At 39.6% G+C, this 24,574-nt stretch carries 24 protein-coding genes and 1 other annotated feature; of the genes, 7 read left to right on the top strand and 17 right to left on the bottom strand.

Annotation, left to right across the window (positions count from 1 at the left end; genetic code table 11):
* On the bottom strand, positions 1-370 hold a 370-nt coding region (locus EP1_RS00005; protein ID WP_157065563.1), incomplete at its 3' end, for an SEC10/PgrA surface exclusion domain-containing protein.
* 45 nt (positions 371-415) lie between these two features.
* The gene (gene rlmH / locus EP1_RS00010) at positions 416-895 is read right to left on the bottom strand and encodes a 23S rRNA (pseudouridine(1915)-N(3))-methyltransferase RlmH (RefSeq protein ID WP_067621592.1); all 480 of its coding nucleotides are present in this window, start codon (positions 893-895) and stop codon (positions 416-418) included.
* Between the two features lie 447 nt (positions 896-1,342).
* Here rlmH and EP1_RS00015 point away from each other — a divergent pair, with 447 nt between their 5' ends.
* Positions 1,343-2,644 carry a S1C family serine protease gene (locus EP1_RS00015; protein ID WP_067621595.1) on the top strand — a complete coding sequence of 434 codons (1,302 nt, stop codon included), beginning with the start codon at positions 1,343-1,345 and terminating at the stop codon, positions 2,642-2,644.
* Positions 2,645-2,686: 42 nt separating this feature from the next.
* On the opposite strand, the gene ytpR is transcribed toward EP1_RS00015, so the two are convergent.
* The 3 genes from ytpR to EP1_RS00030 all read right to left on the bottom strand — a co-directional run bounded on the left by ytpR (position 2,687) and on the right by EP1_RS00030 (position 4,253).
* Complete coding sequence (gene ytpR / locus EP1_RS00020) at positions 2,687-3,298, bottom strand: YtpR family tRNA-binding protein (RefSeq protein ID WP_067622014.1); 612 nt, start codon at positions 3,296-3,298, stop codon at positions 2,687-2,689.
* A gap of 134 nt (positions 3,299-3,432) precedes the next feature.
* Positions 3,433-3,888: a universal stress protein gene (locus tag EP1_RS00025; RefSeq protein ID WP_067621597.1), complete on the bottom strand. Its 456-nt coding sequence runs from the start codon at positions 3,886-3,888 to the stop codon at positions 3,433-3,435.
* A gap of 8 nt (positions 3,889-3,896) precedes the next feature.
* The gene (locus tag EP1_RS00030; RefSeq protein ID WP_083507458.1) at positions 3,897-4,253 is read right to left on the bottom strand and encodes a thioredoxin family protein; all 357 of its coding nucleotides are present in this window, start codon (positions 4,251-4,253) and stop codon (positions 3,897-3,899) included.
* A 198-nt stretch (positions 4,254-4,451) separates the two neighbouring features.
* Here EP1_RS00030 and EP1_RS00035 point away from each other — a divergent pair, with 198 nt between their 5' ends.
* Entirely contained in the window at positions 4,452-4,787 is a 336-nt protein-coding gene (locus tag EP1_RS00035) for a PepSY domain-containing protein (RefSeq protein WP_067621599.1), read from the top strand.
* 128 nt (positions 4,788-4,915) lie between these two features.
* Here the strand turns inward: EP1_RS00035 and pepV are convergent, their stop codons facing one another.
* Positions 4,916-6,328 (bottom strand): dipeptidase PepV, encoded by a 1,413-nt coding sequence (pepV, locus tag EP1_RS00040; protein ID WP_067621601.1) that lies wholly within the window; start codon positions 6,326-6,328, stop codon positions 4,916-4,918.
* Positions 6,329-6,521: 193 nt separating this feature from the next.
* Between pepV and EP1_RS00045 the strand changes: the two genes are divergently transcribed.
* Both EP1_RS00045 and EP1_RS00050 read left to right on the top strand, forming a co-directional pair.
* A complete protein-coding gene (locus EP1_RS00045) occupies positions 6,522-7,361 on the top strand; it encodes an NAD(P)H-hydrate dehydratase (RefSeq protein ID WP_067621603.1) in 840 nt (279 codons plus the stop codon).
* Between the two features lie 2 nt (positions 7,362-7,363).
* Complete coding sequence (locus EP1_RS00050) at positions 7,364-7,798, top strand: acyl-CoA thioesterase (RefSeq protein ID WP_067621605.1); 435 nt, start codon at positions 7,364-7,366, stop codon at positions 7,796-7,798.
* A 44-nt stretch (positions 7,799-7,842) separates the two neighbouring features.
* Here the strand turns inward: EP1_RS00050 and EP1_RS00055 are convergent, their stop codons facing one another.
* From EP1_RS00055 to EP1_RS00070, 4 genes are all read right to left on the bottom strand, one after another.
* Positions 7,843-9,192, bottom strand: coding sequence for an APC family permease (locus EP1_RS00055; RefSeq protein ID WP_067621607.1), 1,350 nt, complete (start codon positions 9,190-9,192; stop codon positions 7,843-7,845).
* Between the two features lie 244 nt (positions 9,193-9,436).
* Positions 9,437-10,438 (bottom strand): NAD-dependent epimerase/dehydratase family protein, encoded by a 1,002-nt coding sequence (locus EP1_RS00060; protein WP_067621609.1) that lies wholly within the window; start codon positions 10,436-10,438, stop codon positions 9,437-9,439.
* Positions 10,439-10,490: 52 nt separating this feature from the next.
* The gene (locus EP1_RS00065; RefSeq protein WP_067621611.1) at positions 10,491-11,684 is read right to left on the bottom strand and encodes a glycine C-acetyltransferase; all 1,194 of its coding nucleotides are present in this window, start codon (positions 11,682-11,684) and stop codon (positions 10,491-10,493) included.
* A gap of 663 nt (positions 11,685-12,347) precedes the next feature.
* Entirely contained in the window at positions 12,348-13,274 is a 927-nt protein-coding gene (locus EP1_RS00070; RefSeq protein ID WP_067621613.1) for an aldo/keto reductase, read from the bottom strand.
* Between the two features lie 174 nt (positions 13,275-13,448).
* On the opposite strand from EP1_RS00070, the gene mafR reads away from it, so the two are divergent.
* Entirely contained in the window at positions 13,449-14,897 is a 1,449-nt protein-coding gene (gene mafR / locus EP1_RS00075) for a global transcriptional activator MafR (protein ID WP_067621615.1), read from the top strand.
* A 9-nt stretch (positions 14,898-14,906) separates the two neighbouring features.
* On the opposite strand, the gene EP1_RS00080 is transcribed toward mafR, so the two are convergent.
* From EP1_RS00080 to infC, 4 genes are all read right to left on the bottom strand, one after another.
* On the bottom strand, positions 14,907-17,462 hold the full coding sequence (locus EP1_RS00080; RefSeq protein ID WP_067621618.1) for an HAD-IC family P-type ATPase: 2,556 nt from the start codon (positions 17,460-17,462) through the stop codon (positions 14,907-14,909).
* Positions 17,463-17,766: 304 nt separating this feature from the next.
* Positions 17,767-18,126 carry a 50S ribosomal protein L20 gene (gene rplT, locus EP1_RS00085; protein WP_010747118.1) on the bottom strand — a complete coding sequence of 120 codons (360 nt, stop codon included), beginning with the start codon at positions 18,124-18,126 and terminating at the stop codon, positions 17,767-17,769.
* Positions 18,127-18,188: 62 nt separating this feature from the next.
* On the bottom strand, positions 18,189-18,389 hold the full coding sequence (rpmI, locus tag EP1_RS00090) for a 50S ribosomal protein L35 (RefSeq protein WP_010742869.1): 201 nt from the start codon (positions 18,387-18,389) through the stop codon (positions 18,189-18,191).
* Positions 18,390-18,462: 73 nt separating this feature from the next.
* Positions 18,463-18,987 (bottom strand): translation initiation factor IF-3, encoded by a 525-nt coding sequence (gene infC, locus EP1_RS00095; RefSeq protein WP_010747120.1) that lies wholly within the window; start codon positions 18,985-18,987, stop codon positions 18,463-18,465.
* Between the two features lie 27 nt (positions 18,988-19,014).
* Positions 19,015-19,142, bottom strand: a sequence feature (ribosomal protein L20 leader region).
* Between the two features lie 205 nt (positions 19,143-19,347).
* Here infC and EP1_RS00100 point away from each other — a divergent pair.
* Both EP1_RS00100 and EP1_RS00105 read left to right on the top strand, forming a co-directional pair.
* A complete protein-coding gene (locus tag EP1_RS00100) occupies positions 19,348-20,382 on the top strand; it encodes an FUSC family protein (protein WP_067621620.1) in 1,035 nt (344 codons plus the stop codon).
* A 79-nt stretch (positions 20,383-20,461) separates the two neighbouring features.
* Positions 20,462-21,271, top strand: coding sequence for a Cof-type HAD-IIB family hydrolase (locus EP1_RS00105; RefSeq protein ID WP_067621621.1), 810 nt, complete (start codon positions 20,462-20,464; stop codon positions 21,269-21,271).
* A 47-nt stretch (positions 21,272-21,318) separates the two neighbouring features.
* Here EP1_RS00105 and EP1_RS00110 read toward each other — a convergent pair whose 3' ends face one another.
* The 3 genes from EP1_RS00110 to EP1_RS00120 form a co-directional block, all read right to left on the bottom strand.
* A complete protein-coding gene (locus tag EP1_RS00110) occupies positions 21,319-22,224 on the bottom strand; it encodes a magnesium transporter CorA family protein (protein ID WP_067621622.1) in 906 nt (301 codons plus the stop codon).
* A 124-nt stretch (positions 22,225-22,348) separates the two neighbouring features.
* Positions 22,349-23,188, bottom strand: a complete 840-nt coding sequence (locus EP1_RS00115) for a sugar ABC transporter permease (RefSeq protein WP_016179578.1) — start codon at positions 23,186-23,188, stop codon at positions 22,349-22,351.
* Complete coding sequence (locus tag EP1_RS00120) at positions 23,188-24,549, bottom strand: carbohydrate ABC transporter permease (RefSeq protein ID WP_067621623.1); 1,362 nt, start codon at positions 24,547-24,549, stop codon at positions 23,188-23,190. The genes EP1_RS00115 and EP1_RS00120 overlap by 1 nt, the downstream gene beginning before the upstream one ends.
* Positions 24,550-24,574: the final 25 nt, after the last annotated feature.

The raw sequence follows: 24,574 nt of genomic DNA on the forward strand, positions 1-24,574 counted from the left end.
CATCTAAACTTAGATTCCAGTTATTCGGCGCTAGTACTCCTGTATAGCCCGCTGTTAAATTCTCATACATATTAGCTGTAGCGGTTGAATACAGCCCACTAACTGCGGCAGCTTTATTGATTCCTGGAACATAGTGACCAAGATTAATCTTCCACCCATCAGATGTATAATTATTTGCGACATCCCCTGCAAATTTAATCGCCCCATCTGACACAATCCAATGATTTGAAACAAATTCGCTGCGAATGGAGTTGACTAATCTTGCCGCATACACTGTCAATTCCGTTCTACGAGCTTTGTTCAGATCAGACATTCGATTGATCTTAATCGATTTATCTGTCTGATTAGATTTGTATTCTCCAGCTAACACCCTTTTAGAATCCCTGTCCTATCAACTAAATTTTCAAAAATATCATCATTTATGATACGGTTCCCCTGCATTAATCCGGAAAGAGCGGTAAATCTGCTCTACTAAAATCAGTCGCATTAATTGATGTGGATAAGTCATTTTACCGAACGAGATTTGGGCATTGCTGCGTTTTAGGACTTGATCACTTAAACCTAATGAACCGCCAATCACAAAAACAAACTGGCTTTTGCCACTTGTTTGTAATTGATCTAGGGTCGTAGCGAACTCTTCACTGCTAGGATTTTTTCCATTGATGGCTAGCGCGAAGACATATTCTTGCTCTTTAATTTTAGCAAGTATTCGTTCGCCTTCTTTTTCTTTGACTTGCAGCATCTCGGCCTCACTCAATTTTTCCGGCGCTTTCTCATCGGGAACCTCCACTAACGAAATTTTACAGTACTTGGATAAACGTTTCGTGTATTCACTGATTCCTTGAACAAGGTATTTTTCTTTTAATTTACCAACAGAAATAATTTTGATATTCATATTCTTCCACCTTTGTTTCTTTTGATTTTCAGCTAATCTTACCAAAAAATTGGCTCAAGCTATTTTTTTATTCTGACTTGTCCACTGATAGGAAATTAATAAACCTGTTCCTAATTACTTTTTCCACGGACTTATGCACACTAATCACAGGCTTATCCACAGATCCCTGCGCTGTTTTTCCCGTTTTTACAGGATTATTAAATACAAACATACGTTTACAGCTGTTTATCCCCGTTATACACACCCCTGTGGATAAGCTTCTTCAACCAATTAACAAACTTTTCCCTTAGTTTTCCACTAATTTTGTGGAAAACTAACTTTTATCATTTTTCTACATATTCCTCCGAAACTTTTTCATAAAAAAATCAAATCGGTATAGTAGACTTACCTTACAAAAAGATACTATACTTAAAATATAATGTAAAACTTAGTAGAGGTGGAGGAAATATGACAAGAAAAGATATTACACCAACACCCAAAAAGTCACCAGGCTTCTTTAGACGATTTGGGATTAGTTTATTAGGTGGCGTGTTGGGCGCCGTATTAACGATTGGAATTTTTTATGTAGCAAATGGTTCGCTGTTGGCACCAAATAGTCAAAATGCTAGCGGTTCACCGAGTGCAGGGAATACTGAGGTCAGCAATATGAAAGTTGACGTAAATTCTGATATTACAGATGCAGCTAGTAAAGTTCAAAATGCAGTTGTCTCTGTGATTAATTTGCAAAAACAGCAATCACAAAGCGGTTTGGGCGGATTTTCTGATATTTTTGGCAGCGATAATAATGATGAGCAACAGTCTGAAGATAACAGTGGACAATTAGAAGAAGCTTCCGAAGGTTCAGGGGTCATCTATAAAGTGGAAGGAAATACGGCCTACATCGTCACCAACAATCACGTTGTTGAAAAACAGGACGGTCTTGAAATTCTCTTGAAAGATGGTTCAAAAGTTAAAGCTTCCTTAGTCGGCACAGATCCTTATACTGATTTGGCTGTGCTAAAAGTCGATTCTGAAAAAGTAGCAGACATCAAACCCGCTACTTTTGGTGATTCTAGCAATTTGAAAGTCGGTGAACCAGCGATTGCTTTAGGCTCACCTTTAGGTTCACAATATGCTAACTCAGTAACTTCAGGAATCATTTCTTCCTTGAATCGCCAAGTCGTCAATCAAAATGACGAAGGTCAAACGGTGAATATCAACGCGATTCAAACCGATGCGGCGATCAACCCAGGGAATTCCGGTGGTCCATTAGTCAACATGGCCGGTCAAGTTGTAGGGATCAATTCTAGCAAGATCGTCCAGACTGAATCGAATGTCAGCGTTGAAGGAATCGGTTTTGCAATTCCAAGTAATGATGTTGTCAACGTTATTAACCAATTGGAAAAAGACGGTAAAGTCATTCGCCCAGCCCTAGGAATTTCAATGGTCAACCTTTCAGACTTATCCACTGAGCAACTGAGTGAAATCATTAAAGTTCCAAGTTCAGTGACACAGGGCGTCGTTGTGGCAAATGTTCAAGCATCCACACCTTCTGACCAAGCCGGTCTGAAAAAGTATGATGTGATTACTAAGATCGACGATACGGAAGTCGCTTCCGGTGTTGAATTACAATCCGAATTGTACAAACATAAAGTCGGCGACACGGTAAAAGTAACTTACTATCGTAAAGATAAGAAAGAAACAGTTTCAATCAAATTAAGTATTGATTCCAATTCATTGAAATCAACGACTCAGCAAGGGAATAATTAATAAAAAGGAGGGTGTGACAAGATTTTGTCACACCCTCCTTTTTTATTGCCCTACTTCAAATTTTCCACCAATTTTTGCAGTCTCTTCCAACACTAAAATACCTTTTTTCTCTGGGGCATCTGGCAGATTTAATTCCTTCGCTGAACAGATCATCCCAAAGCTTTCAACACCGCGTAAGCTGCCGGGCCAAATCATTTGTCCGTCTGGCATCATCGCACCAGGTTTGGCAACGACAACTTTCTGTCCAGCGGCAATATTGGCTGCACCGCAAACAATTTGTAAAGTCGCACCACCATCGACCTCAGTCTCTGTGATATGAAGATGATCTGAATCTGGGTGCTCCACACAGGTTTTCACATACCCAACTACAAATTTGGGTGACAAGTCAGCTACTAAACGTTCTTCAAAACCAGCTAATTTTAATTGGTTATTTAAAACTTCAACGTCCTTTTCTGTTAACTCTACTTGACCGTTACCATGAATCGGTAAGTACTCAGAAACATTAAAAAAGTTCCAGGCAACAGTTGTTCCATCGATTGTTTGAATCCGAGCTACTGGACCTTTTCGTTCAGCTCTATTTTCTTTATTTTCATCGTTTTTGACGATTACCATCAACGTATCGCCAACATTCTCTTTATTATACGCAAAAATCACGTTTTTACCTCCAGTCATATTCCCCTCGTATCTTAACAAATCTAGCAGGACTTTTGCATGAGATTTTTTTCATTTCTATTTTATAAACGGAACAAATCCCTTTTACCCAAATAAAAAGCTGGTTCCCCAGCTTTTTAATCAGCACTTGGATGAACGATCAAAACATCGCATAAGGCTTCTTTAATAACATAACTAGCAACACTTCCAGTCATGAAGCGTTCGACCGCATTCAAGCCAGATTGTCCTACCATGATCAAATCAATTTCATACTTTTTAGGTAACGTCTTGGCCATCGCTTCTTTCGCAGAGCCATAGGCAACGATTCCTTCAATTTTTTCGTAGCCAAATTCTTTTCCAAAGGCTTTACACTCATTGATCAGATTTTTTGCATCTGCAGCTAATTGATCCATGATATTTTCATTTAATGGGGAGTAACTCATGAATGTATAGATTTGATGATCAATCACATTGGCGACATAGACAGTTCCTTGATTCCGCTTAGCAACAGCCAATGCTTTCTTGAAGGCTTCCATCGCTTGATCGCTACCATCGATCCCAACTAAAATATTTTTATAAGATTGTGTGAACATTTTAATCCCTACCCTTCTACTCGTTGCAAAAAGCCAGCAATTTCATCTTTTGTCTTACGATTTTTATTGACCAATCGGCCTAATTCTTCGCCCTCATTCACTACGACAAAACTAGGGATTCCAAAGATATTCCATTCCGCCGCAACGTCGATGTATTCGTCACGATCGACTTGAATAAATTGAAATTGCGGAAATGCTGCCTCGATCTCTGGCATCTGTGGTTTGATGAAGTTACAGTCTCCGCACCAATCAGCTGTAAAAAAGAAAACATTTTTTCCTTTCTCAGCGTAATCGGCTAACTCTTCAATACTTTTTGGAATAATCATTGCGTCACGACCTTTTCTTTTACTACCTTGATTATACACTTTTCGATCTTTTTGAGAAAGAAGCTTACTCCTAGTGTTTCATACCAGTCTCCTACTTATTTTATGTTAAAATAAGTTTGAACAGAAAACAGCAGGACTCTATACTTGCTGTCTTGCCTCGTTGACGCTTCAGCTACTATCTAGTTAACGAGTAGCCAACTAAAAAAAAAAATTGCTAGAAACAAGGAGGTTGATACTATGGATCAAGTTAAGAAATTTGCCAAAGGGCTTGCGATTGGATCATCGATTGGATTAGCCGCGGGAATTGCGGCAAATCATTACTACCGAAAACAACAAAAGATGTCCCCTGATAAGGTCTTAAATCAAATCAAAGCAGCTTTTTTAAAGGAAGGACCGATCGAAGGGTCGTGGATTTCTTTTGAAACGGAGCATATGCAAAAGTTCGCCATCACGATGAATGTCCTTTCTGGTGGGATCACTCGGACAGAAGATGACCATCTAGTTGCCTATGAATTCAAAGCTGATGCTAAAACCGGTGCTGTACTAAGTATTGAGCGTGTTATTAATGACTAACATAAAAAACGAATGCCTGATCAGAGATCAGAGGGCATTCGCTTTTTTTATGTTAAATACAGCTGCGGACAAAAAAAGAGAATCAAAAAAGACCTCGTCAACTTAACCGAGGTCCTTTAGGTATTAACTTATTTTACTAAACGATAAATGGCATCTGCATAAATTACTGCAGAATTTAAAATATCTTCTACTGACATATATTCGTTGGCTTGGTGCATCGTATCTTCGAAACCTGGGAATTGCGCACCGTAAGCAACCCCGCGTTCTAATAAACGACCAAATGTGCCGCCGCCAATGACTTTTTCTTCTCCTTTGATCCCTGTATGTTCTTCAAAGGTATCTAGCAAAGTCGCTACCAATGGATCATCTGCTGGTACATAGTGAGGAAGCATGTGATGCGCGCCTTCTGTCACCTTCACATCTGAGCCGAATAGTTCTTCTAATTTGGCTTTGATTTCGTCATTTGTCGTTCCTTTAGGATAACGGAAATTCAACGTGATACGGTTATCGTTTTCTTGACCGTCCTTAAAGCTGAAGATTCCAGCATTCATGGTCAATTCACCCATTTTTTCATTGTTGAAGGCTACACCTAATTTTTTACCATAAACATCTTCATGGATGTAGTTTGCGCTGTTTTCAATAAAGGCTTTCGCACCTTTTTCGAAGTCATAGTTGTTTAAGAAGACGGCTAAGAAAGTACCCGCATTTGTTCCTAATTGAGGAGATGCGCCATGAGCAGCTTTTCCGTCTAGGTGTAACGTCACCGTATCGCCAGAGACTTCAGCTTTACCACTGACTGGATTTTTCTCTACATAGTCTGCGAAGTCTTTCGCTAATTTTTCAGTAGCTTCGGCATCGGCAACTTTCACTTCTGCCACGGCATTACCAGGAACCATATTTTCACGTAGTCCCGCTTCAAAATTCACTAAAACATAAGCCGTTCCGTTTGTACCATCGAAATGAGGGATCATCGTAACATTCCCTTTTTCCCCATTGATGATTGGGAAGTACGCATCGGGTGAGAAACCAAAATCAGGTTTTTCTTCATGTTCGAAGTAGTAATCCATATCTCCCCAGCCGCTTTCTTCGTCCGTACCAAAGACGAAACGGATCTTTTTAGAAATTGGCAAACCTAATTCTTTGATGATTTTTACTGCATAATAAGCCGCTACTGATGGGCCTTTGTCATCGCTTGAACCGCGCGCATACAATTTTCCATCGCGAATTTCTGGTTCGTAAGGATCTGAATCCCAACCATCACCAGCAGGTACCACATCTAAGTGACCAAAGATCCCTAAAGTTTCATCGCCGTCACCATAATCAAAATGGCCGGCATAGTTGTCGACGTTTTTCGTTGTGAAGCCATCGCGTTCTGCGATTTCAAGCATTTTTTCTAATGCTTCCACCGGTCCAGGTCCGAATGGTGCTTCTTTGGTTGCTTTGTCGTCCTCACGTTCACTTTTAATCCGTAGTAAAGTGAATAGATCTGCTAATAGATCTTCTTTGCGTGCTTCGACTTCTTTTTTAAAATCGATTGTCATTGAAAGATTCCTCCCTTAATTATAACCACTCTAATGATAGCATTCTCTGGACTAGAATAAAAATGAAAACTCTTTAATAAATCATACGACAGATTGCGACCTTTCCCTTATAATAAAACACATAATAAATAGTAGCCGATTAGAATTGATTAATGCGCTAAAAATAAATTATCGAGTGAAAGCAGGTGACTAAATGATCAAATTAAGCGAAGCTATTTTAACTAAAGTCATCACGAAACGACCAGCCATTTCTCATAAGGGGACCTTTGGCCGAGTCGTTTTGATTGGCGGCAATCAGCAATATGGCGGTGCCATTATCATGAGTGCTGAAGCCTGCATCAAAAGTGGCGCAGGTCTGACGACGGTCATCACCGCAGAAAAAAATCATAGTGCCTTACATGCCCGCCTACCTGAAGCAATGGTTGTTGGTTTTTCCGAAGAAAAGCTAATCACTTCTGTTTTGGAAAAAGCTGATATGATCTTAATTGGCCCAGGCCTCGGTCTGGAGCAAGAAGCCTTGGCTCTTTTAAAAAAAGTATTACAAATGCAACAGACGCGACAGTGGCTAGTGATTGACGGTTCGGCTATTACCCTGTTCAGCGAGCACAACTTGGGCTTAACGATTCCAGAGCAAACGGTTTTTACGCCACATTTAGCTGAGTGGGAACGCTTAAGTGGTCTAAACTTTGCAGAGCAAACCGAGGAGAACAATCGCATTCAGCAAGCTCTCTTAGGCGCTAAGATTGTACTAAAAAGTCATCGCACAACGATTTACGATGAAGCCGTAATTTGCTATCAAAATACCCGCGGGAATCCCGGAATGGCTACCGGCGGCACCGGTGATACGCTGGCTGGAATCATTACGGGTTTCTTAGCTCAGTTTGAAAAAAATATCGAGACCATTGCAGCAGCCGTCTATCTTCATAGCTTGATTGGTGATGAATTAGCTGAACAAAATTATGTTGTCTTACCTACATCAATTAGTGACGCTTTGCCTCGCTATATGAAAAAATACGTAGATGAAAGGAACTAACCATGGAAAAATATCCCGGTTATAAACGCAAGCCATTCTATTATGAAACAGATAAAATGGGGATCATTCATCACTCTAATTACATCCGTTGGTTTGAAGAAGCCCGGGTAGATGCTTTGACCTTTATGGATTGGCCGTTTGAAAAGATCGAAGCTGACGGTATCATGATCCCCGTCTTAGGCGTTAGCTGCGAATACAAAGAAATGATTCGTTTTGGCGATGAAGTCCTGATTAAACCGATCGTTACAAAATACACTGGTACCCGCTTGGACTTTGAATATCGTATTTATAAAGACACTAAATTGGTCACAACGGGAACGAGTCAGCATTGCTTCATGTCCTACGAGACAAATCGACTAGTCCATTTAAGAAAAAGTCACCCCACACTACATGAGCTCTTCCTAGAATATTACGAAACAACCCAAGCTGAACGATAAAAAATGCACGAACCTACTTTTGAGGTTCGTGCATTTTGCGTTTATTATTTATATTTTTTCTTCAAGTATAGATAGAATGGAATACCTAGTAGTGTAATCAAGATCCCGATCATTGCTAATTGGAATTGGTTGATCAATGTCATCACTAAGATGAAGATCCCACCGATGATGGCAATAATTGGAATGATTGGATAAAGTGGCACTTTGTAAGGGCGAACCAAATCTGGTTCTGTTTTTCTTAATTTGATAACTGCGATAAAGACTAATGTGTAGAAGATCCAAATAACGAAGACCAACATATCTGTCAACATATCGAATCCGCCGATCATCATCATAGCGATGGCGATGACTAATTCTAAGATACCTGCGATATAAGGAATTTGGTTTTTGTTTAATTTAACTAATTTGTCAGAGAATGGTAATTGTTTTTCTAGACCCATTGTATAAGGAAGACGCATACCAGTCATTGTGTATCCGTTGATCGTTCCGTATACCGAAATTAAGATCCCGATCGTTACTAATTTACCACCCATGCCGCCGAAGATTTTTCCAGCAACATCCATTGCAGCATTTTCGTTACCTGCTAGTGCAGACATATCCATTGTGCGCAAGAAAGCAAATTGAACTAATAAGTAAACAACCATGATCCCTAAGATCCCACCGGCAATCGCACGAGGTAAATCACGTGCTGGGTTTTTCAATTCTCCAGCGATATTCCCAACGTGGATCCAACCATCATAAGCAAACATTGTTGCTAATAGACCGGCACCTAATGCTGGAGCAAATCCACCCACAGCTGGGCCTGCTTGAACTGGGAAGAGGCTAACCGATACATCACCTTGACGTAATAACCCGAAGATAACGATCAATGCTAAAGGAACCAGTTTACATACTAAAGTGATTGATTGGAACATTCCGCCGGCTTTTGAGCCTAGGAAGTTGATCAACATAATCGATGTAGCTGCGATGATGGCAATCGGAATGATCGCTCCATCACCCATACCGAATAAGTTCTTGAACTGAGTGGCAAAAATAATTGCTAAAGCGGCTACGTTTGCTGGGAAGTAGATAACTACTTGTGCCCAACCTAGTAAGAAACTCCAAAACTCACCATAAGCTCGTTCGATGTAGCGTAACATCCCGCCTGTTTCTGGAATTGCTGCTGCTAATTCTGCACCAGTCAGCCCCGCACAGACACTGATTAAGCCCCCTAAGAACCAAGATAGCATATGTAAGCTCGTTGATCCGGTTACTGCAGCAACACTAGCTGCTTTAAAGAATACTCCCGCACCGATTACAGTACCCATTACTGTCGATAATGCTGGGAAAAATGTCATTGTCCGCTTTAATTCGCCTTCATGCGAAACCACGGCATCTTTTTGGTCGACTGCCATTGTTTTTCCTCCTTAATTGTGAAGCGGCTGTTTGCTCACTTCTTAACTTGATTTTTAAAACAAATAGCAGAAGTTATTCCATAAACGAAATAAAACAAAAAATTGCACTATACCAAGTATTTAATAACTTCTATCATTTGCTCGAAAATTATTTTAACACTCGGAAAGAAAAAGGGAAACGTTATTTTTAACATTTCCTTTTTTCTTATTTACTCCTCATGCTCTATTAAGAAAGCCCTTAATTTTAAGAATTTACGCTATCAAAAGAAATTTTAGTTTCGACACCTTCTGCTTTAAATTTCGCTGATAATTTTTCTAACATTTCATCAGTCATTTTGTCTAAGTCAAAGCTTGGTTGGAAGTCCCATTCTTTGCGCGCATCACTATCGTCAATTGAGTTAGGCCATGAATTTGCGATTCCTTGACGAACAGGATCAACATCATATTTCAATTCAAACTCTGGAATCCGACGACGAATTGAAGCTGCGATTTGTTCTGGATCAAAGGCCATTGCTGTGATATTGAATGAGTTGCGGTGCTCTAAACGACTAGCATCGGCGTTCATTAATTTCACAATTCCTTCAATTGCATCATCCATGTACATCATGTCCATGTAGGTACCTTTGTCGATGAATGAAGTGTAAGATTTATTTTTCAATGCTTCGTAATAAATGTCAACTGCATAATCTGTTGTACCGCCACCAGGTTCTACTTTATATGAGATCAAGCCTGGGAAACGAACGGAACGAGTATCGACACCATATTTAGTATGATAGTAGTTTTCTAATAATTCACCCGCAACTTTAGTTACACCATACATAGTCGTTGGATGCATCACTGTATCTTGTGGTGTGTTATCAGGTTCTGCATCTGGTCCGTAGGCAGCGATTGAAGAAGGGGCAAAGAATTTTGTTTCTGGTCCGATTTCACGAGCGACTTCTAAAGCATTCATCAAGCCAGTCATGTTTAAGTTCCAAGCAAAAGCTGGACGTTTTTCAGCAGTTGCCGAAAGTAAAGCAGCTAAGTGAATGATTGTATCAACTTCATAGCGTTTTGCCATATCTAAAAAGCTGTCATAGTCCGTAACATCTAATTCTTCAAATTGACCATTTTCAACAACTGGGCTACCTTCGATTGTGCGAATATCAGTTGAAATAACATTTTCAACACCTAGATCTTTGCGTAATCTTTCTGTTAATTCTGAACCAATTTGTCCTAATGCGCCTGTAATTAATACTTTTTTCATGAATGTGACTTCCTCTCTCTTTATGTTAAATTTAAAATTTTAATTTGACTGCTTATTTGATGATGTCTAGTTCCTTACCAACTTTTTCGTAAACTTTGATTGCATCGTCTAACATTTCTTTCGTGTGTCCTGCGTTAGGCATGTTACGTACACGGCCTGTTCCTAATGGTACAGTTGGGTAAACGATTGGTTTTACATAGACACCGTTTTCAATTAATTTCTTAGAAAATTCTTGTGCTAATCTTTCATCGCCAACGATTACTGGTGTGATCGGTGTTTCTGAATGACCAATATCATAGCCGATCCGTTGTAATTCTGATTTGAAGTAGTTCGCATTTTCCCAAAGTTTTTCAACGTATTCAGGATGAGTTTGAATTAAATCAATTGCTTCGATACATGCACCCGCAGCTCCTGGTGTTAGTGATGTTGAGAATAGGAATGGACGTGCTTGTGATTTCAACCAAGTGATTAGTTGTTTAGTCCCAGCAACATAACCGCCGACAACACCGATTCCTTTTGATAAAGTTCCCATTTGGAAGTCAATATGATCTTGCATGTGGAAATGTTTGACTGTTCCGCGGCCTTCACCCATAACCCCAGTTCCGTGAGCATCATCCACGTAAGTGATGACATTGTATTTTTCACAAATTTCAACGATTTCAGGAATTTTTGCAACGTCACCGTCCATTGAAAAGACACCGTCTGTGATGTACATTACTTTGTTGTATTCGCCGCTTTCAGTTGCAGCTTTTGCTTTTGCTTCTAAATCTTCCATATCTTGGTGCTTGATCCGAATAATTTTTGCTCCTGATAAGCGAGAGCCATCAATAATTGAGGCATGGTTTAATTCATCTGATAAAATCGCATCGCCTTTTTTCATAACTGCTGAAATCGCACCCATGTTACAGTTAAAACCAGATTGGAAAGCAATGGCCGCTTCAGTTCCTTTGAACTCAGCAATTTTTTCTTCTAATTTTTGGTGAATTTCTAAAGTTCCATTGATTGTCCGAACAGCTCCAGCACCTGCACCATAGTGTTTGGTTGCAGCAACATCAGCATCGATCAATTCAGGTCGTGTTGCAAATCCTAGATAGTTGTTAGAAGCTAAGTTGACCATTTTTTGACCATTTACCGTAATAATCGGCCCATTGCTTCCTTCCAAAACATCGATTGTATTGAACAATCCCTTTTCTTTTAAATCTGCCAAGTTCGTTTCTAAAAATTGATCAAGAACTTTTGAACTCATAACTATTCTCCTCCATACTGATTATTGCGCAATTAAAGTTGTTATTTTTTTGCTCTTAAAAAGCCAGCAGCTTTATTTTTGTTTGCGCTTTCGTAACTTACACACTTAGTTTATAAGCGTTTGATAACGTTTACAACTTTTAGACTCTACAATTTCTTGAATTATAATAAAAGTGAGAGTTATTCTAATTTTTTTTATTCAACAACTAAAAAAAGAAACCTATTCTCTAGTTTATTCTAGATTTTTTTAAATAATCTGAGTAATTTAGCATATTTATAAATTCACAATATTTCGGTATCGCTTTCTTTTTATATGGTAAAAAATTAAAAAACATTGATTTAACAGTATAATATAGTTAAATCTTTTATCTATTTTTATCACAAATAAACTTTTCACCACTCCCGTTAGCTTTTATTTTTTTAAATAACTTTTTCTCATCATTTACAAATAAATAAAAACTGTATTTTCATATAATGGAGATATTTTGGGAAAACTGCTCTCTTTTTTGATTTAAACCGTAAAAAAACTTACCCAAAACTAGCTGAATCTAGTTTTGGGTAAGTTTTTTTGTTTCTAATCAATTATTTAACAATCTTTTTAACCATATCTAACAATCATCTTTGAGTTGTGCCGGATCACTCCGACACAACTCTACTCGCTTTATTATGGTAAATCATTTCCAGCCGCAAAGTACACATCATACCATTCTTGTTTGGTTAATGTAATGTCTCCGCCAGCTGCACTTTCTTTGATGCGGGTTGGATTCATCGTTCCTAAGATCACTTGCATGTTAGCTGGATGGCGCAAGATCCAGGCTGTTGCGATGGCATTCTTATTCGTAGCATATTTTTTCGCTAGTTTTTCTAATAGTTCGTTCAATTCTGGGAACTTCTCGTTATCGATAAAAACTCCTTCAAAGAAACCATATTGGAATGGTGACCAAGCTTGGATCGTCACGCCTTGACGACGCGAAAATTCTAGCACCCCACCATCATGATCGAACGAACGAGTATCAGTCATATTCGTATGCATCCCATAATCGATCATGCCTGTATGCATAATTGAAAACTGCAATTGATTGATCAATAATTTTTGATCCACGTGTGCTTGGAGTAATTGAAATTGTTCTGGATTGAAATTTGATACTCCAAAATGACGTACCTTGCCGCTAGCTTGTAAAATATCAAACGCTTCGGCAATTTCTTCGGGCTCCATCAAAGGATCTGGTCGATGAAGCAGATAGCTATCCAAATAATCAATTTCCATCCGCTCTAAGATTCCATCTACCGAGTCCAATAAATGTTGTTTTGAGAAATCATAACGCTTCTCATCGCCAGTCACGATGCCGCCTTTTGATTGAATGAAAAATTTATCGCGCGAAATTTTTGCTTCTTTCATGGCTGCACCAAAAACTAGTTCGGATTTTCCATCGCCATACATATCTGCTGAATCAATAAAATTGATCTCATTTTCCAAAGCTGTCTCTAAAACTTCTGCTGCTTTAGTAGGCGTTAGCGCTGCCATTCGCATGATTCCTAAAGCAATCGCTGAAGTTTTCCAATAACTATTACCGATTTTTCGTTGTAACATCCGATTCATCCTCTCTAATAACACTTTTGCTTACCTATTAAAGTATAGACTATTTTCCCAAGAAAAAGAATTCTTAGTACTTTATATTTTTCTCTGCTATAAATAATTGGACATGTGACACTTGACCCTCCGATTGTTTCTTCGTATGCTTATTTTTAAAAGGGGGGCGCTTAGATGTACTCAATGCTGAAGAAAATTATTACTGAAAAAGATATTTATCGTCAAATCCAGATTTTAGAACAGTTGCTGAATCACTATCAGCTAACAGCAAAGGAACTCGCAGGGAAAATCAGAACAACTGAGCGTACCATCTTTTCCGATCTTCAGATTATCCGCGAATATCTCCCTGAACACTGGGAGTTAGAAACTGATAATAACGGGATTCAGTTACTTAATTATGCAAACTCATTCACTAATGATCTTTGGGAAACCTTTCTTCCCCACTCAGTGAGCATACAATTCATCAAACAATTATTCTTTTCCAAAGAATTAAATATCCCTGCTTTCCTTGCTGAAACGGGGATCTCCTACGAAACACTTAAGCGCTATCGAAAGAAAATGAATGAGCAGTTAGCTCCTTACAATATAACCATCCGTTTATCGGCACGCCAAGCACAACTTATTGGTGAAGAAAGTGCTATCCGGATTTTTTATCACCGGTTACTGTTACCCTTTACCCACAACAATTACTTTTTTGAAGACTATACCATTCACGAGGAACACTATTTAACCTTTTTAATGAAGGATATTTCTGGCGATTCAGCAGTAAAAACAGAGCAAATCTTCGGTATCTGTTGGTTTTTTATCAATAGTATCCGAATTAAAGCTGGTTGTCGGATCAATCATTTTACATTTTCAGAAAAAGACCCACTTTTTCTGCTTTATCAAACCGCTTTAAAAGACTTATATAAAAAAGAAGGCATTTATCTACAAAATGAAGAAATCTTTTTTGCCTTTTTCTGTTTTTTAGAAAGCTGGAATTACAATAATCGCTTAGGAAAAAAAGTTTCAGAGGTGCTAGCTAAAGAGTATCCACTGTTGCAGAAGAAAACACAACAAACAGTTCAAGCAATCGCTAATGAGCTACATTTACCAGCATTACCTCAAACGACACTCCCAGCCAATTTATTGTTACTCGCGTTAAAATATGCCGAATCGCCGGCACTTTCAAAGCAATTCCAACTCGAATATCAAGAATTACTTCTACAAAGAAATGAAGAATATGCCGTTTTGACGGAAAAAAGTACAGAACTCTTTAACAGTCTGCCTCAATTTTCTGCGATCGGAGATACGACCTATTTCATTAATCTCTTTTCGCTGCTCAGTCAACAAGCCATTTTTACGATTCGACCTCATTCAAAAACGGTCTTCTTTGTTTTTCAAAGTGAACCTGCCTGGAAAGCTTTTCTGCAACAGGAATTAGCAGACCTTTTAGGCAAGCGAGTCAACTTAGTCTCCCTTGAGGTTTCTCAACTGCAAGAAGTAGCTATTCAACCAGGAGATTTGATTCTTTCTAATATCCCATTGGATTCTGCAACGACACCCGTGATCTACTTATCCACTATCCCAACTAAAAATGAGCTCAGTCAACTGACTGAACTCACTTCTAATTCTTATCTTTAATCGAAACGATTAGTCATTTTGGTATTGACTGATCGTTTTTTCCTTTCTGCGAAAAATCCCTTTACTGATCCTTTTCTCGATTTCAACAACGAAGAACAGCAGCAACGCGTTCCCTAAGATTACCAATTGCTGTGTCAGACTAAGTGCTGTCGTTCCAATCAATTGCTGTCCTAGTGGTAAAAAGACAACTCCTAGTTGAAGGACAAAGAGAATACCTAGTGAGATGAACAGAAATTTATTTTCAAAGAAACGGCGATTAATCGCTGGATCAAACTGCTCACGGCAATTGATCATGTAAACAGCTTGACCTAAAACAATACTTTGTAAAAGAATTGTCTGTTGCAATGCTACTCCTTCAAAGCGCATTGACAAGAAGTAAGCCGGAATCATAATCAGCAAGGAAACATACAGGATTCTAAAAAAACTGTAGCCCGATAAAATCCCTGTCTTTGTATCTCTCGGTGGACGAGTCATCGTATCCCGGCTCGCCTTCTCAAAACCTAATGCGTAAGATAGCGTGATTGTCGTTACCATGTTGACCCACAAGATTTGGATCGGTGTCAGCGGCAGCGGTTGATTCATCAGCAAGGCCACAATTACGATCAGACCTTGAGCTAATGCTGTGGGTAAAAAGAAATTGATCGTCTTTTGTAGGTTATCAAAAATTCGACGGCCTTCCTTGACTGCCTTGACAATCGTATAAAAGTTATCGTCCGCTAAAACCATGTCAGCGGCCTGTTTACTGACTTCACTGCCTTTGATCCCCATCGCGATCCCAATATCAGCCTGTTTTAAGGCGGGGGCATCATTCACTCCGTCACCAGTCATTCCCACGACTTCTTCTTTTTTCTGAAGTGCCGTCACAATTCTCAGCTTGTGCTCTGGTGTCGTGCGGGCAAAGACATCTACTTGTCCCACCACTTCAGCCAAGTCATTATCGGTCATTTGGTCAATATCAGCACCCTCTAAAATTTTTGACGTGTGCTTCAAACCAATTTGTTCGCTGATTGCTTGTGCAGTTGCCTTATGGTCGCCAGTGATCATCTTAACAGAAATACCCGCTTGCTGCGCTTTTTCAACTGCTCGAATCGCACTCTCTTTTGGTGGATCAATAATACCTGCTAAGCCAACGAAAGTCAGTCCTGTTAGCTCATCATGAGTCAATTCTGCTGATGATTCGACAATTTTATAAGCAAAACCTAATACTCGCTGTCCCCTGCTAGCTAATGCAAGACCTTGCTTTTCCCATTCAGCTTTTTCAGCTCCCGTTAATTGAGCTTTTTCTAACAGAACTTCGGGTGCTCCTTTAACAAAAATAATTTGGTCTTGCTTATTAGGATGCAGTGTTGCCATATATTTATACGCAGAACTAAAAGGAATTTTCCCTTTAATTGGTTTTAACTTTTGATTTTCTTCAGCAACATATTTCAATAAGGCTAGTTCAGTTGGATTACCTTGAATTGCTTCAACCGTTTGTTCATCTTGTGTCTTTAGATCTTGGCAATTATTCATGATTTCTTTAACGATTTCCATTTCTTCCGTTACGACTTCCGTTACCGTCATCTCATTTTTCGTCAACGTTCCTGTTTTGTCTGAACAGATAACGGTCATCGATCCTAAGGTCTCAACTGCTGGCATTCCCTTGATGATCGCATTTTCCCTTGCCATCTCTTTGACACCCATTGAAAGAATCATCGTTAAAACAGCCGGTAGCCCTTCTGGAATCATTGCCACAATTAACGCGATACTCGCAGCAAACATCAAGTTCCAATCCATCCCGTATCTAAAACTCGTAAAGAATAATAGGAAGATAATCAACGCCAAAATCCCTCTAAAAATTTGTTTGTTTAACTGATGCATTTTTTTAACTAACGGTGTTGTCTGGGCTTGAATCGACTGCAAAGCATGATTAATTTTACCAATTTCGGTATCATTTCCTGTTTCAACCACTACTCCTTTCGCCGTTCCCGTTTGTACTAAAGTTCCCGAAAACGCCATATTCAATTGATCTCCCGCTGATGAGTCCTTATCAATTACCGTAATTACTTTTTCAACGGCTTCTGATTCCCCCGTTAAGATCGCTTCCTCTACCGTCAAATCATGAACTTCAATTAATCGTAAATCAGCCGGGACAACATCACCAGCTTTTAACAAGACAATGTCACCTTTAACCAATTCTTCAGCAAGTAATTGAATTGGTTGGCCCGTACTCAGTACAGTTGCTTCTTGGCCCATCATTTGTTTCAAGCCATCCAAAGATTCCTCTGCTTTCCGCTCTTGCCAATATCCGACCAGTCCGTTTACGATGACTACTAGGAAAATAATGGCGCCTTCGATAAATTCGCCAGTCAAGAATTTTAACAAAGCAGCGATGATTAGCACGACCATTAATAAATCAGTAAAATGTTTCGCGACCTTCTGCCAAGTCTTCAACTGTTTTTTTTCTTCAATTTTATTTGGTCCATTTATCATTCGTCTTGATTCTCGTTCTTGTTTCGTTAAGCCTGCTGTTTGTGACTGACTCTTTTGGAGAGTCGCTTCTGTCGAAAGTTTATACCATTTCATATTGTTTCCTCCATATCATTTAGTTGATACCTTAAGTATACGGAGAAAAGAACCTTTTTAAGGTCGATAATTTCAGATGGGCCTGAAATTATTGTGCAAAAAAATAGTCGCACTCCTGTATTGGAGTGCGACGACCTAACTATATTGGCTTAATATAAAACATTTTATAGTTCACCAGTGTACTAACAATCAAAAACAATCATCTCATACAAACTATCTCTGGATATTTTACTTGAACTTGACCATCAGTTTTAAACAAATAAAAGAGGATCTGACAAGACTTTTGTCAGACCCTCACTTTTCATTATTTAGCTAATGAATCTTTAGCTTGGTCAGCTAGTGCTGTGAAAGCAGCTGCATCGTTAACTGCTAAGTCAGCTAACATTTTGCGGTTGATTTCGATACCGGCAACTTTAAGACCGTGCATTAATTTTGAGTAGCTCAAGCCATTCATACGAGCTGCAGCGTTGATACGTGCAATCCATAATTTACGGAAGTCGCGTTTCTTTTGGCGACGATCGCGATATGCGTAGTTGTATGAATTCATTACTTGTTCTTTAGCTGTTTTAAATAGAGTGTGTTTAGAACCGTAGTAACCTTTAGCTAGTTTTAGTGTCTTTTTACGACGTTTACGAGTTACTGTTCCACCTTTAACACGTGCCATGTTTAATTCCTCCTAATAAATATAAATCATTGAATTTTTAAAGTTGTAAAGCGGGTGCGCAATTATTTCATGCGTGCCAATTGTTGGCGGATACGTTTGTAATCGCCTTTTGATACCATAGACGCTTTACGTAATTGACGACGTTGTTTTTTCGTTTTTCCGTGGAAACGGTGACTTGTAAATGCGCGGAAACGTTTTAAACCACCGTTACCTGTGCGTTTTACACGTTTTGCTAAACCGCGATGTGTTTTTTGTTTTGGCATGACTAAAATTCCTCCTACTTTTCATTTCGCATACTCTTCAACTAGAGTCAAAGAAGCATTCTCAAACTTATTGCTAGTCTTTCTTCTCTTTCGGTGCAAGCACTAAGAACATGCTACGTCCGTCCATCTTCGCTTTTTGTTCCACTGTCGCAATATCGGCAGTTTCTTCAGCTAAGCGATCAAGAACTTTTTGACCAATATCTTTGTGGGTAATGGCACGGCCCTTGAAACGGATCGAAGCTTTCACTTTGTCGCCTTTTTCCAAGAATTTACGTGCATTACGAAGTTTTGTATTAAAATCGTTCACGTCGATAGTTGGGCTCAAACGAACTTCTTTAACGTTAATCACTTTTTGTTTCTTACGCGCTTCACGTTCTTTTTTCTGTTGTTCGAAGCGATACTTCCCATAATCCATGATACGGGCAACCGGTGGTTTTGCACCAGGTGCTACTAGGACTACATCAAGGTTTGCTTGTTCAGCAATTTTTAGGGCTTCTACTTTCGATTTCACACCTAATTGTTCGCCGTCTTGTCCGATCAAACGTACTTCACGTGCACGAATGCCGTCGTTAACCATCATATCCTTTGCTATGGTCATTCACCTCCAAATTTTTTGAGAGAAAAAAAGCGAATAAAAAAACGAGTTCTTTACGAACCCGCACGTAGTTTGACTCATCATCTGACTCGTCATTAACTATCTAGCCCAGCGAGATGTTCGCGTAAGGCGAGAAGCGGGTGCTTCTGCTTTCATTTCTCAACTCTACTAGTATACAAGCTGCGTTTCGAATTGTCAACCGCTTTAGACCTATTTCTATTCATTTTCAGAAACTTTCTATTGAGTTTTCTTTAGTTTGTATGCTAACCTATAGATGGACGCCGTTTTACACCTTGCATGACAGCAACAGAATAATACATAGTTCGAATCCGCAAAGATATTACTACAAAAGGAAGTGATAGGATGGAACAATCCTTTTTTAAAGAATTGATTCATTACAACAAACCAAAGGAATCACCTGTTCGTCTGATCGGTGCCGGCCTTTGTATGATCAGTGTTTTATTCACCGGCTATTTATCCCACCAGCTAGCCATCTCTAGCTACGGCTCTTTAGGTATTTTCACCTTTCTCTATTATCAAAGACTTCCGTTAAAACAATTGATGTTACGTTTAACAATAGTAGGTACTTTTTTGACTGCCGCCAATTTTCTTGGCATGCTCTCGACGCACGCTGTCTGGACCGCACCAATCGTGGTGGCTATGGTTGGGTTTTTAGGACGTTTTTTCTTCCGGCTATACGGCATTGCTAAACCAGGCCCATTTTTTATTGTCATGGTCACGGCAATGGGCGTCAGCACCAATGTTCCCTTAGCTAAAATCCCAGTAATGAGCAGCTACTTCTTTATCGGCGTACTCTTTTCCTTGCTTGGTGCTTTTATCATGCATTTCGTCGAGAAGGATTCCTTCCCTGTAAATCAAGTAAAAAAGACCCTAAAGGAACGGATTAATGAAGATCCAGCAGTGGTCATTGATAGCCTTTTATATAGCGGTATCTTATTTTTTGCCGTCTATCTGAGCATGGGGCTGCAATTGAAGAACCCTTACTGGCTAGTCGTTTCCTGCGCCTCCATCTTACAAGGAGATAACCTGCGGGCAATGGCGCATCGCAATATCCAACGCATTTTCGGTACGATCATTGGGTTGGCCATTGCCGCATTCCTGCTGAATCTGCCTTTATCGGTTTTTGAAACATTGTTAATGATTACGGCCCTGTTTGTAACGGTGGAATATTTCGTGAAACGTAACTACGCGATCGCGCAATTCTTTACCACCCCGATGTCATTGATGCTCTCCATGCTGGTGAAGCAGCAATATCTCTACACCTTGATCCAGTTCCGTTTTCTCGGCATTGTGATCGGCAGTTTGCTAGGCCTACTCGCCGCATGGATGATGACCACCAGCTTGAGTTTTTACAATCGAAAATTTCATTCCAATTAAAAGTGACAAACAGAAAACCGAGTGGGAACACTCGGTTTTTGCTATAATGAGGACTATATAAATTGAAGGAGGCTCCTCTATGTATCGATTGATTGCTTGTGACTTGGATGAAACCTTGTTAGACAAAGGTCGACACGTTTCAAAAAGAACGCAGGAAACAATAAAAATGGCAGAAGCGCAAGGCTTGGTATTCGCACCGGCCACAGGACGCGGTTTTTACTCGATTAAACAAACCTTGGAAGAATTGGATGCTGCAAACAAAGCCAATCACTATATGATCGGTTTTAATGGCGGTGTTGTGGTGGAAAACCAAGGACCTACCATTATCAAGGATTTCCCTATGTCCTACGACATTCTGTCACGCTTGTTTGAATTTGGCTCCAACTATGAGGTGGCGATCCATCTTTACACGTTTGATCAAACCTATGTCTATCATAGTAATCCTGAGGAAGATGCCTACTTAACGACGATTCCTCATGAAAAAAGATTCGATGATGATATTCACTTTTTAAAAGACCAAGTATGTTACAAAGCTTTGTTTCAAAATTTGGACCGCAGCTATTTAGAACAATTAGAGCAGGAAATGCCTAAAGAGCTGCACGATGTATTGGAGATTAGTTATTCCTCTAACCGTTATATCGAATTCAATCCAAAGGGCGTCAATAAAGGCGCAGCATTGCGAACATTAGCAGATCATTTAAGTATCCCAATGAATGAAACCATCGCCATTGGAGACAATATTAACGATCTAGCTATGATTCACGAAGCCGAATTAGGGATTGCGGTCGCGAATGCCGTTCCCGCTGTAAAAGACGCGGCGCAGCATACAACCGTTGCAGATCATGAACAAAGCGCTGTGGCTGAAGTCATCGAAACCTTCATTCTATAATCTATAATAGAAAAAAGCGAAGCAACTCATTTGAGCCTGCTTCGCTTTTAGCGTATTCTGCGCCATAAAATCAAAATCAACCACGCGGATAAGCCCAAGCTGATCACTACTGTAATCACCCACCCAATTTCGGAATGCGTAAAAGGCAGCGGCATATTCATCCCAAAAAAACCAGTCACGATCGTCGGGATCGTTAATAGCAATGACCAGATCGTCAAGATTTTCATCGTGTCATTCAGATTATTGTTCAATAAATTATTGTAGGTGCCGGATAACTGATCCAAGATCTCACTCGATAGTTTGGTCATCTCGACTGCCTGCTTCGCTTCGATTAAGGCATCGTCCAGCTCTTCTTTTTCCTTATCTGAAAAGCTTGAAAAAACAGCCTGAGCCTTGACCTGTTCTAAAAGTACCGCATTTTGCTTCGTGGCCGTCACTAAGTAGACTAACCCAATCTCCAAATCAGACAGTGCCAAAAGATTTTTATTCGTTGTTTTTTCCCGCAATTTCTTATTCAACTGAATCCGTTGGCTATCGACTTCCTCAACTAACGGAAAATAATAATCAGAAATTAAAAAGAGCGTATGAAACAACAAACTCGCGGTACTTTGATTCGGCTCATTTGTCAATAAATTCTCGATAACATTCTCCACATAAGCCGTCCGCTCGTTTACAAAAGAAAAGAAATAATGATCCTTCAAAACAAACGCCATTGGACTCGTTTCATAATGATTGTCCTTCTTCAGCAAGTTCGGCACGTTGAAAATCAGCAGCAAAGCTTTTTCCATCGGATCATATTCTACCCGCGCACGTTCATTATCATCCAGCGCATAGGTCAGCATCTCATCACTGATGGCGAAATCCTCTCGCAATTTCTTTACTTCGTGGGCTTGCGTGCTATCTACATTGATCCACGAGCACATATCCTGATTGAATGTCTTTCTGCTGTCCATCGGAACCCTCCTAGTCTAAATCGCTCTAGTCCAGTATACCAAAAACTTGGCTTCGATAGTTCAATCTCGTTCCTCAACAAAAAAACAGAAACGAAGTCCACTCGTTTCTGTTTTCAATCCCTTATTAGCCTTTAACGCCACCAGCAGTAATCCCTTCAACATAATACTTTTGCATCACCATAAACAACAACGTAATCGGGATCGCAATAATTACACACCCCGCTGTAAAAGGCATAAACCAGTGATTAATTTTATCTGGCTGCAGCATCGTGAATAATCCGATCGCTACGGTATATTTCTGTTTTTGCTGTCCCAGAATCACTTGAGCAAAAATAAAATCCATCCACGGAATCATAAACGTCATTAAGGCCGTATACACTATGATCGGCTTAGACAGCGGCAATGTGATCTTAAGGAAAATATCTTTTTTCGTAGCGCCATCAATCATCGCCGATTCATCTAATGAATACGGAATCGTATCGAAAAAGCCTTTGGCAATATAAAAACCTAACGCGGCTCCAGCGGAATAGACAATGACTAATGCAACCAGCGTCCCATCAAGCTCCATCGCTTTGAGAATATAATACACAGCGATCATGCTCATGAAGGCCGGAAACATATTCAAAACTAACGCTAATTTCAAGAAACGGTTGCGAAACTTAAACTTGATTCGAGAAACAGAATACGCGATGGCTACCGTAATAAAGGTTGAAATAAGACACGTAGCGATGGCGACAATCAGTGTATTCATAAACCAGCGGGCAAAGGGATACGAACTATTGGTGAACAACATTTTGTAATTTTCTAACGTGAAGGTTTTTGGAATAATGTAATTGACCGACATGGCTCCTTCCCCACGAAAGCTGGTTAGGACAACCCATAAAATTGGAAATAGCCAAATCACTGAAAGAATGATCAGCAAGACATAAACAAACGTTAAGGTACGGCGTTTTTGCTTTTTCATTATTGCAGACCTCCTTCATAAGATTTCGAGCGCGTATAGGCCAACAAGCTAAATACCGCACTCAACACAAAGATAATGATCCCGATAACACTAGCCAAATTATAGTCGCTAGCGATGACCGTCAGCTTGTAGAGCCAAGTAACCAGCAAATCGGTATCGCCTGCTTGATACAAAGCAGAATTGTTCGGTTTGCCCTCTGTTAATAGATAGATCACATTAAAATTATTGATGTTGCCAATAAATTGCTGGATCAAATTTGGTGTCATAATCAACAGTATTTGCGGAAACGTAATCGAACGAAAAATTTGGAATTTGTTGGCGCCGTCAATCTCAGCTGCTTCAATCTGCTCAGTTGGCAGATTCATAATGATTCCAGTCGCAATCAACATCGTTACCGGAATCCCGACCCACATATTGACAAAAATAATTGAAAATTTGGCCCAAGTACCATCACTTAGAAATGGCAGCGCATTTGAAATCAAGCCCCACCTCTCTAGCAGCGCATTCACTGGTCCCCAATCGGCCAATAAATTACGCATAATCAGCAAAGAAACAAATTGCGGTACCGCCATCGTAATGACGAAAATTGTCCGAAAGATCTTTTTTCCACGTAAGCCTTTGGTGTTGATCAATAATGCTAACAAAATCCCAAAGAAGAAATTGGTTGCTGTCGCTGCCACGGCCCAGATTAGTGTCCAAGACAGTAACGGCATAAACGTCTCGGCCATACGTCCTGTCAAAATATTTCTAAAATTCGCGAATCCGACCCAGTCAAATAAATGTCCAGGCGGCAAGTGATTATGATCGTAATTGGTAAAAGCCAAAGCGATCATATAAACCAAAGGTAAAATCGTAAACAACAGTACACCGATCAATGGTATGACCATCAGCGTCATATGGAAACGCCCATTAGTCAGTGTCTTCAGATCCTCCCTAAAGCTCGGAATCTTCTTATGTTCCTTGTTCAAGACGAATAATTTACGATTACTCTTTAAGCTGCACCAATAGATATAGAAAAATATTCCACAAAAAATAATAGCTGCTAATCCATAAATCATCAATAACATGGAATTGTCGCCTTCAACAGAAACCTTCATCTTTATTCCATCAATCGTCTGCCACTGCATTCCTTGCGTTTTCGTTCCTAAAGTTATCAAGCCAATAATTCCAGGAACAATCTGATACATACAGGCGATAATAAAGATAATTTCAGCGAATAAAAATAAAAATCCTTTGAAGAACTGCTTATTTAGTAGATTACTGAATCCCATAATCACAAACGACAGCTTTGTTTTGAGATCACCTTCTTTGAACACTTGTTTCATCGAAAATTCTTCGCCGTAAGTCCCGGCTATTTCCATCGACAAAACCTCCCTTTTTTTAAAA

Source organism: Enterococcus pseudoavium NBRC 100491, from assembly GCF_001544295.1.
Lineage (GTDB): Bacteria > Bacillota > Bacilli > Lactobacillales > Enterococcaceae > Enterococcus_A > Enterococcus_A pseudoavium.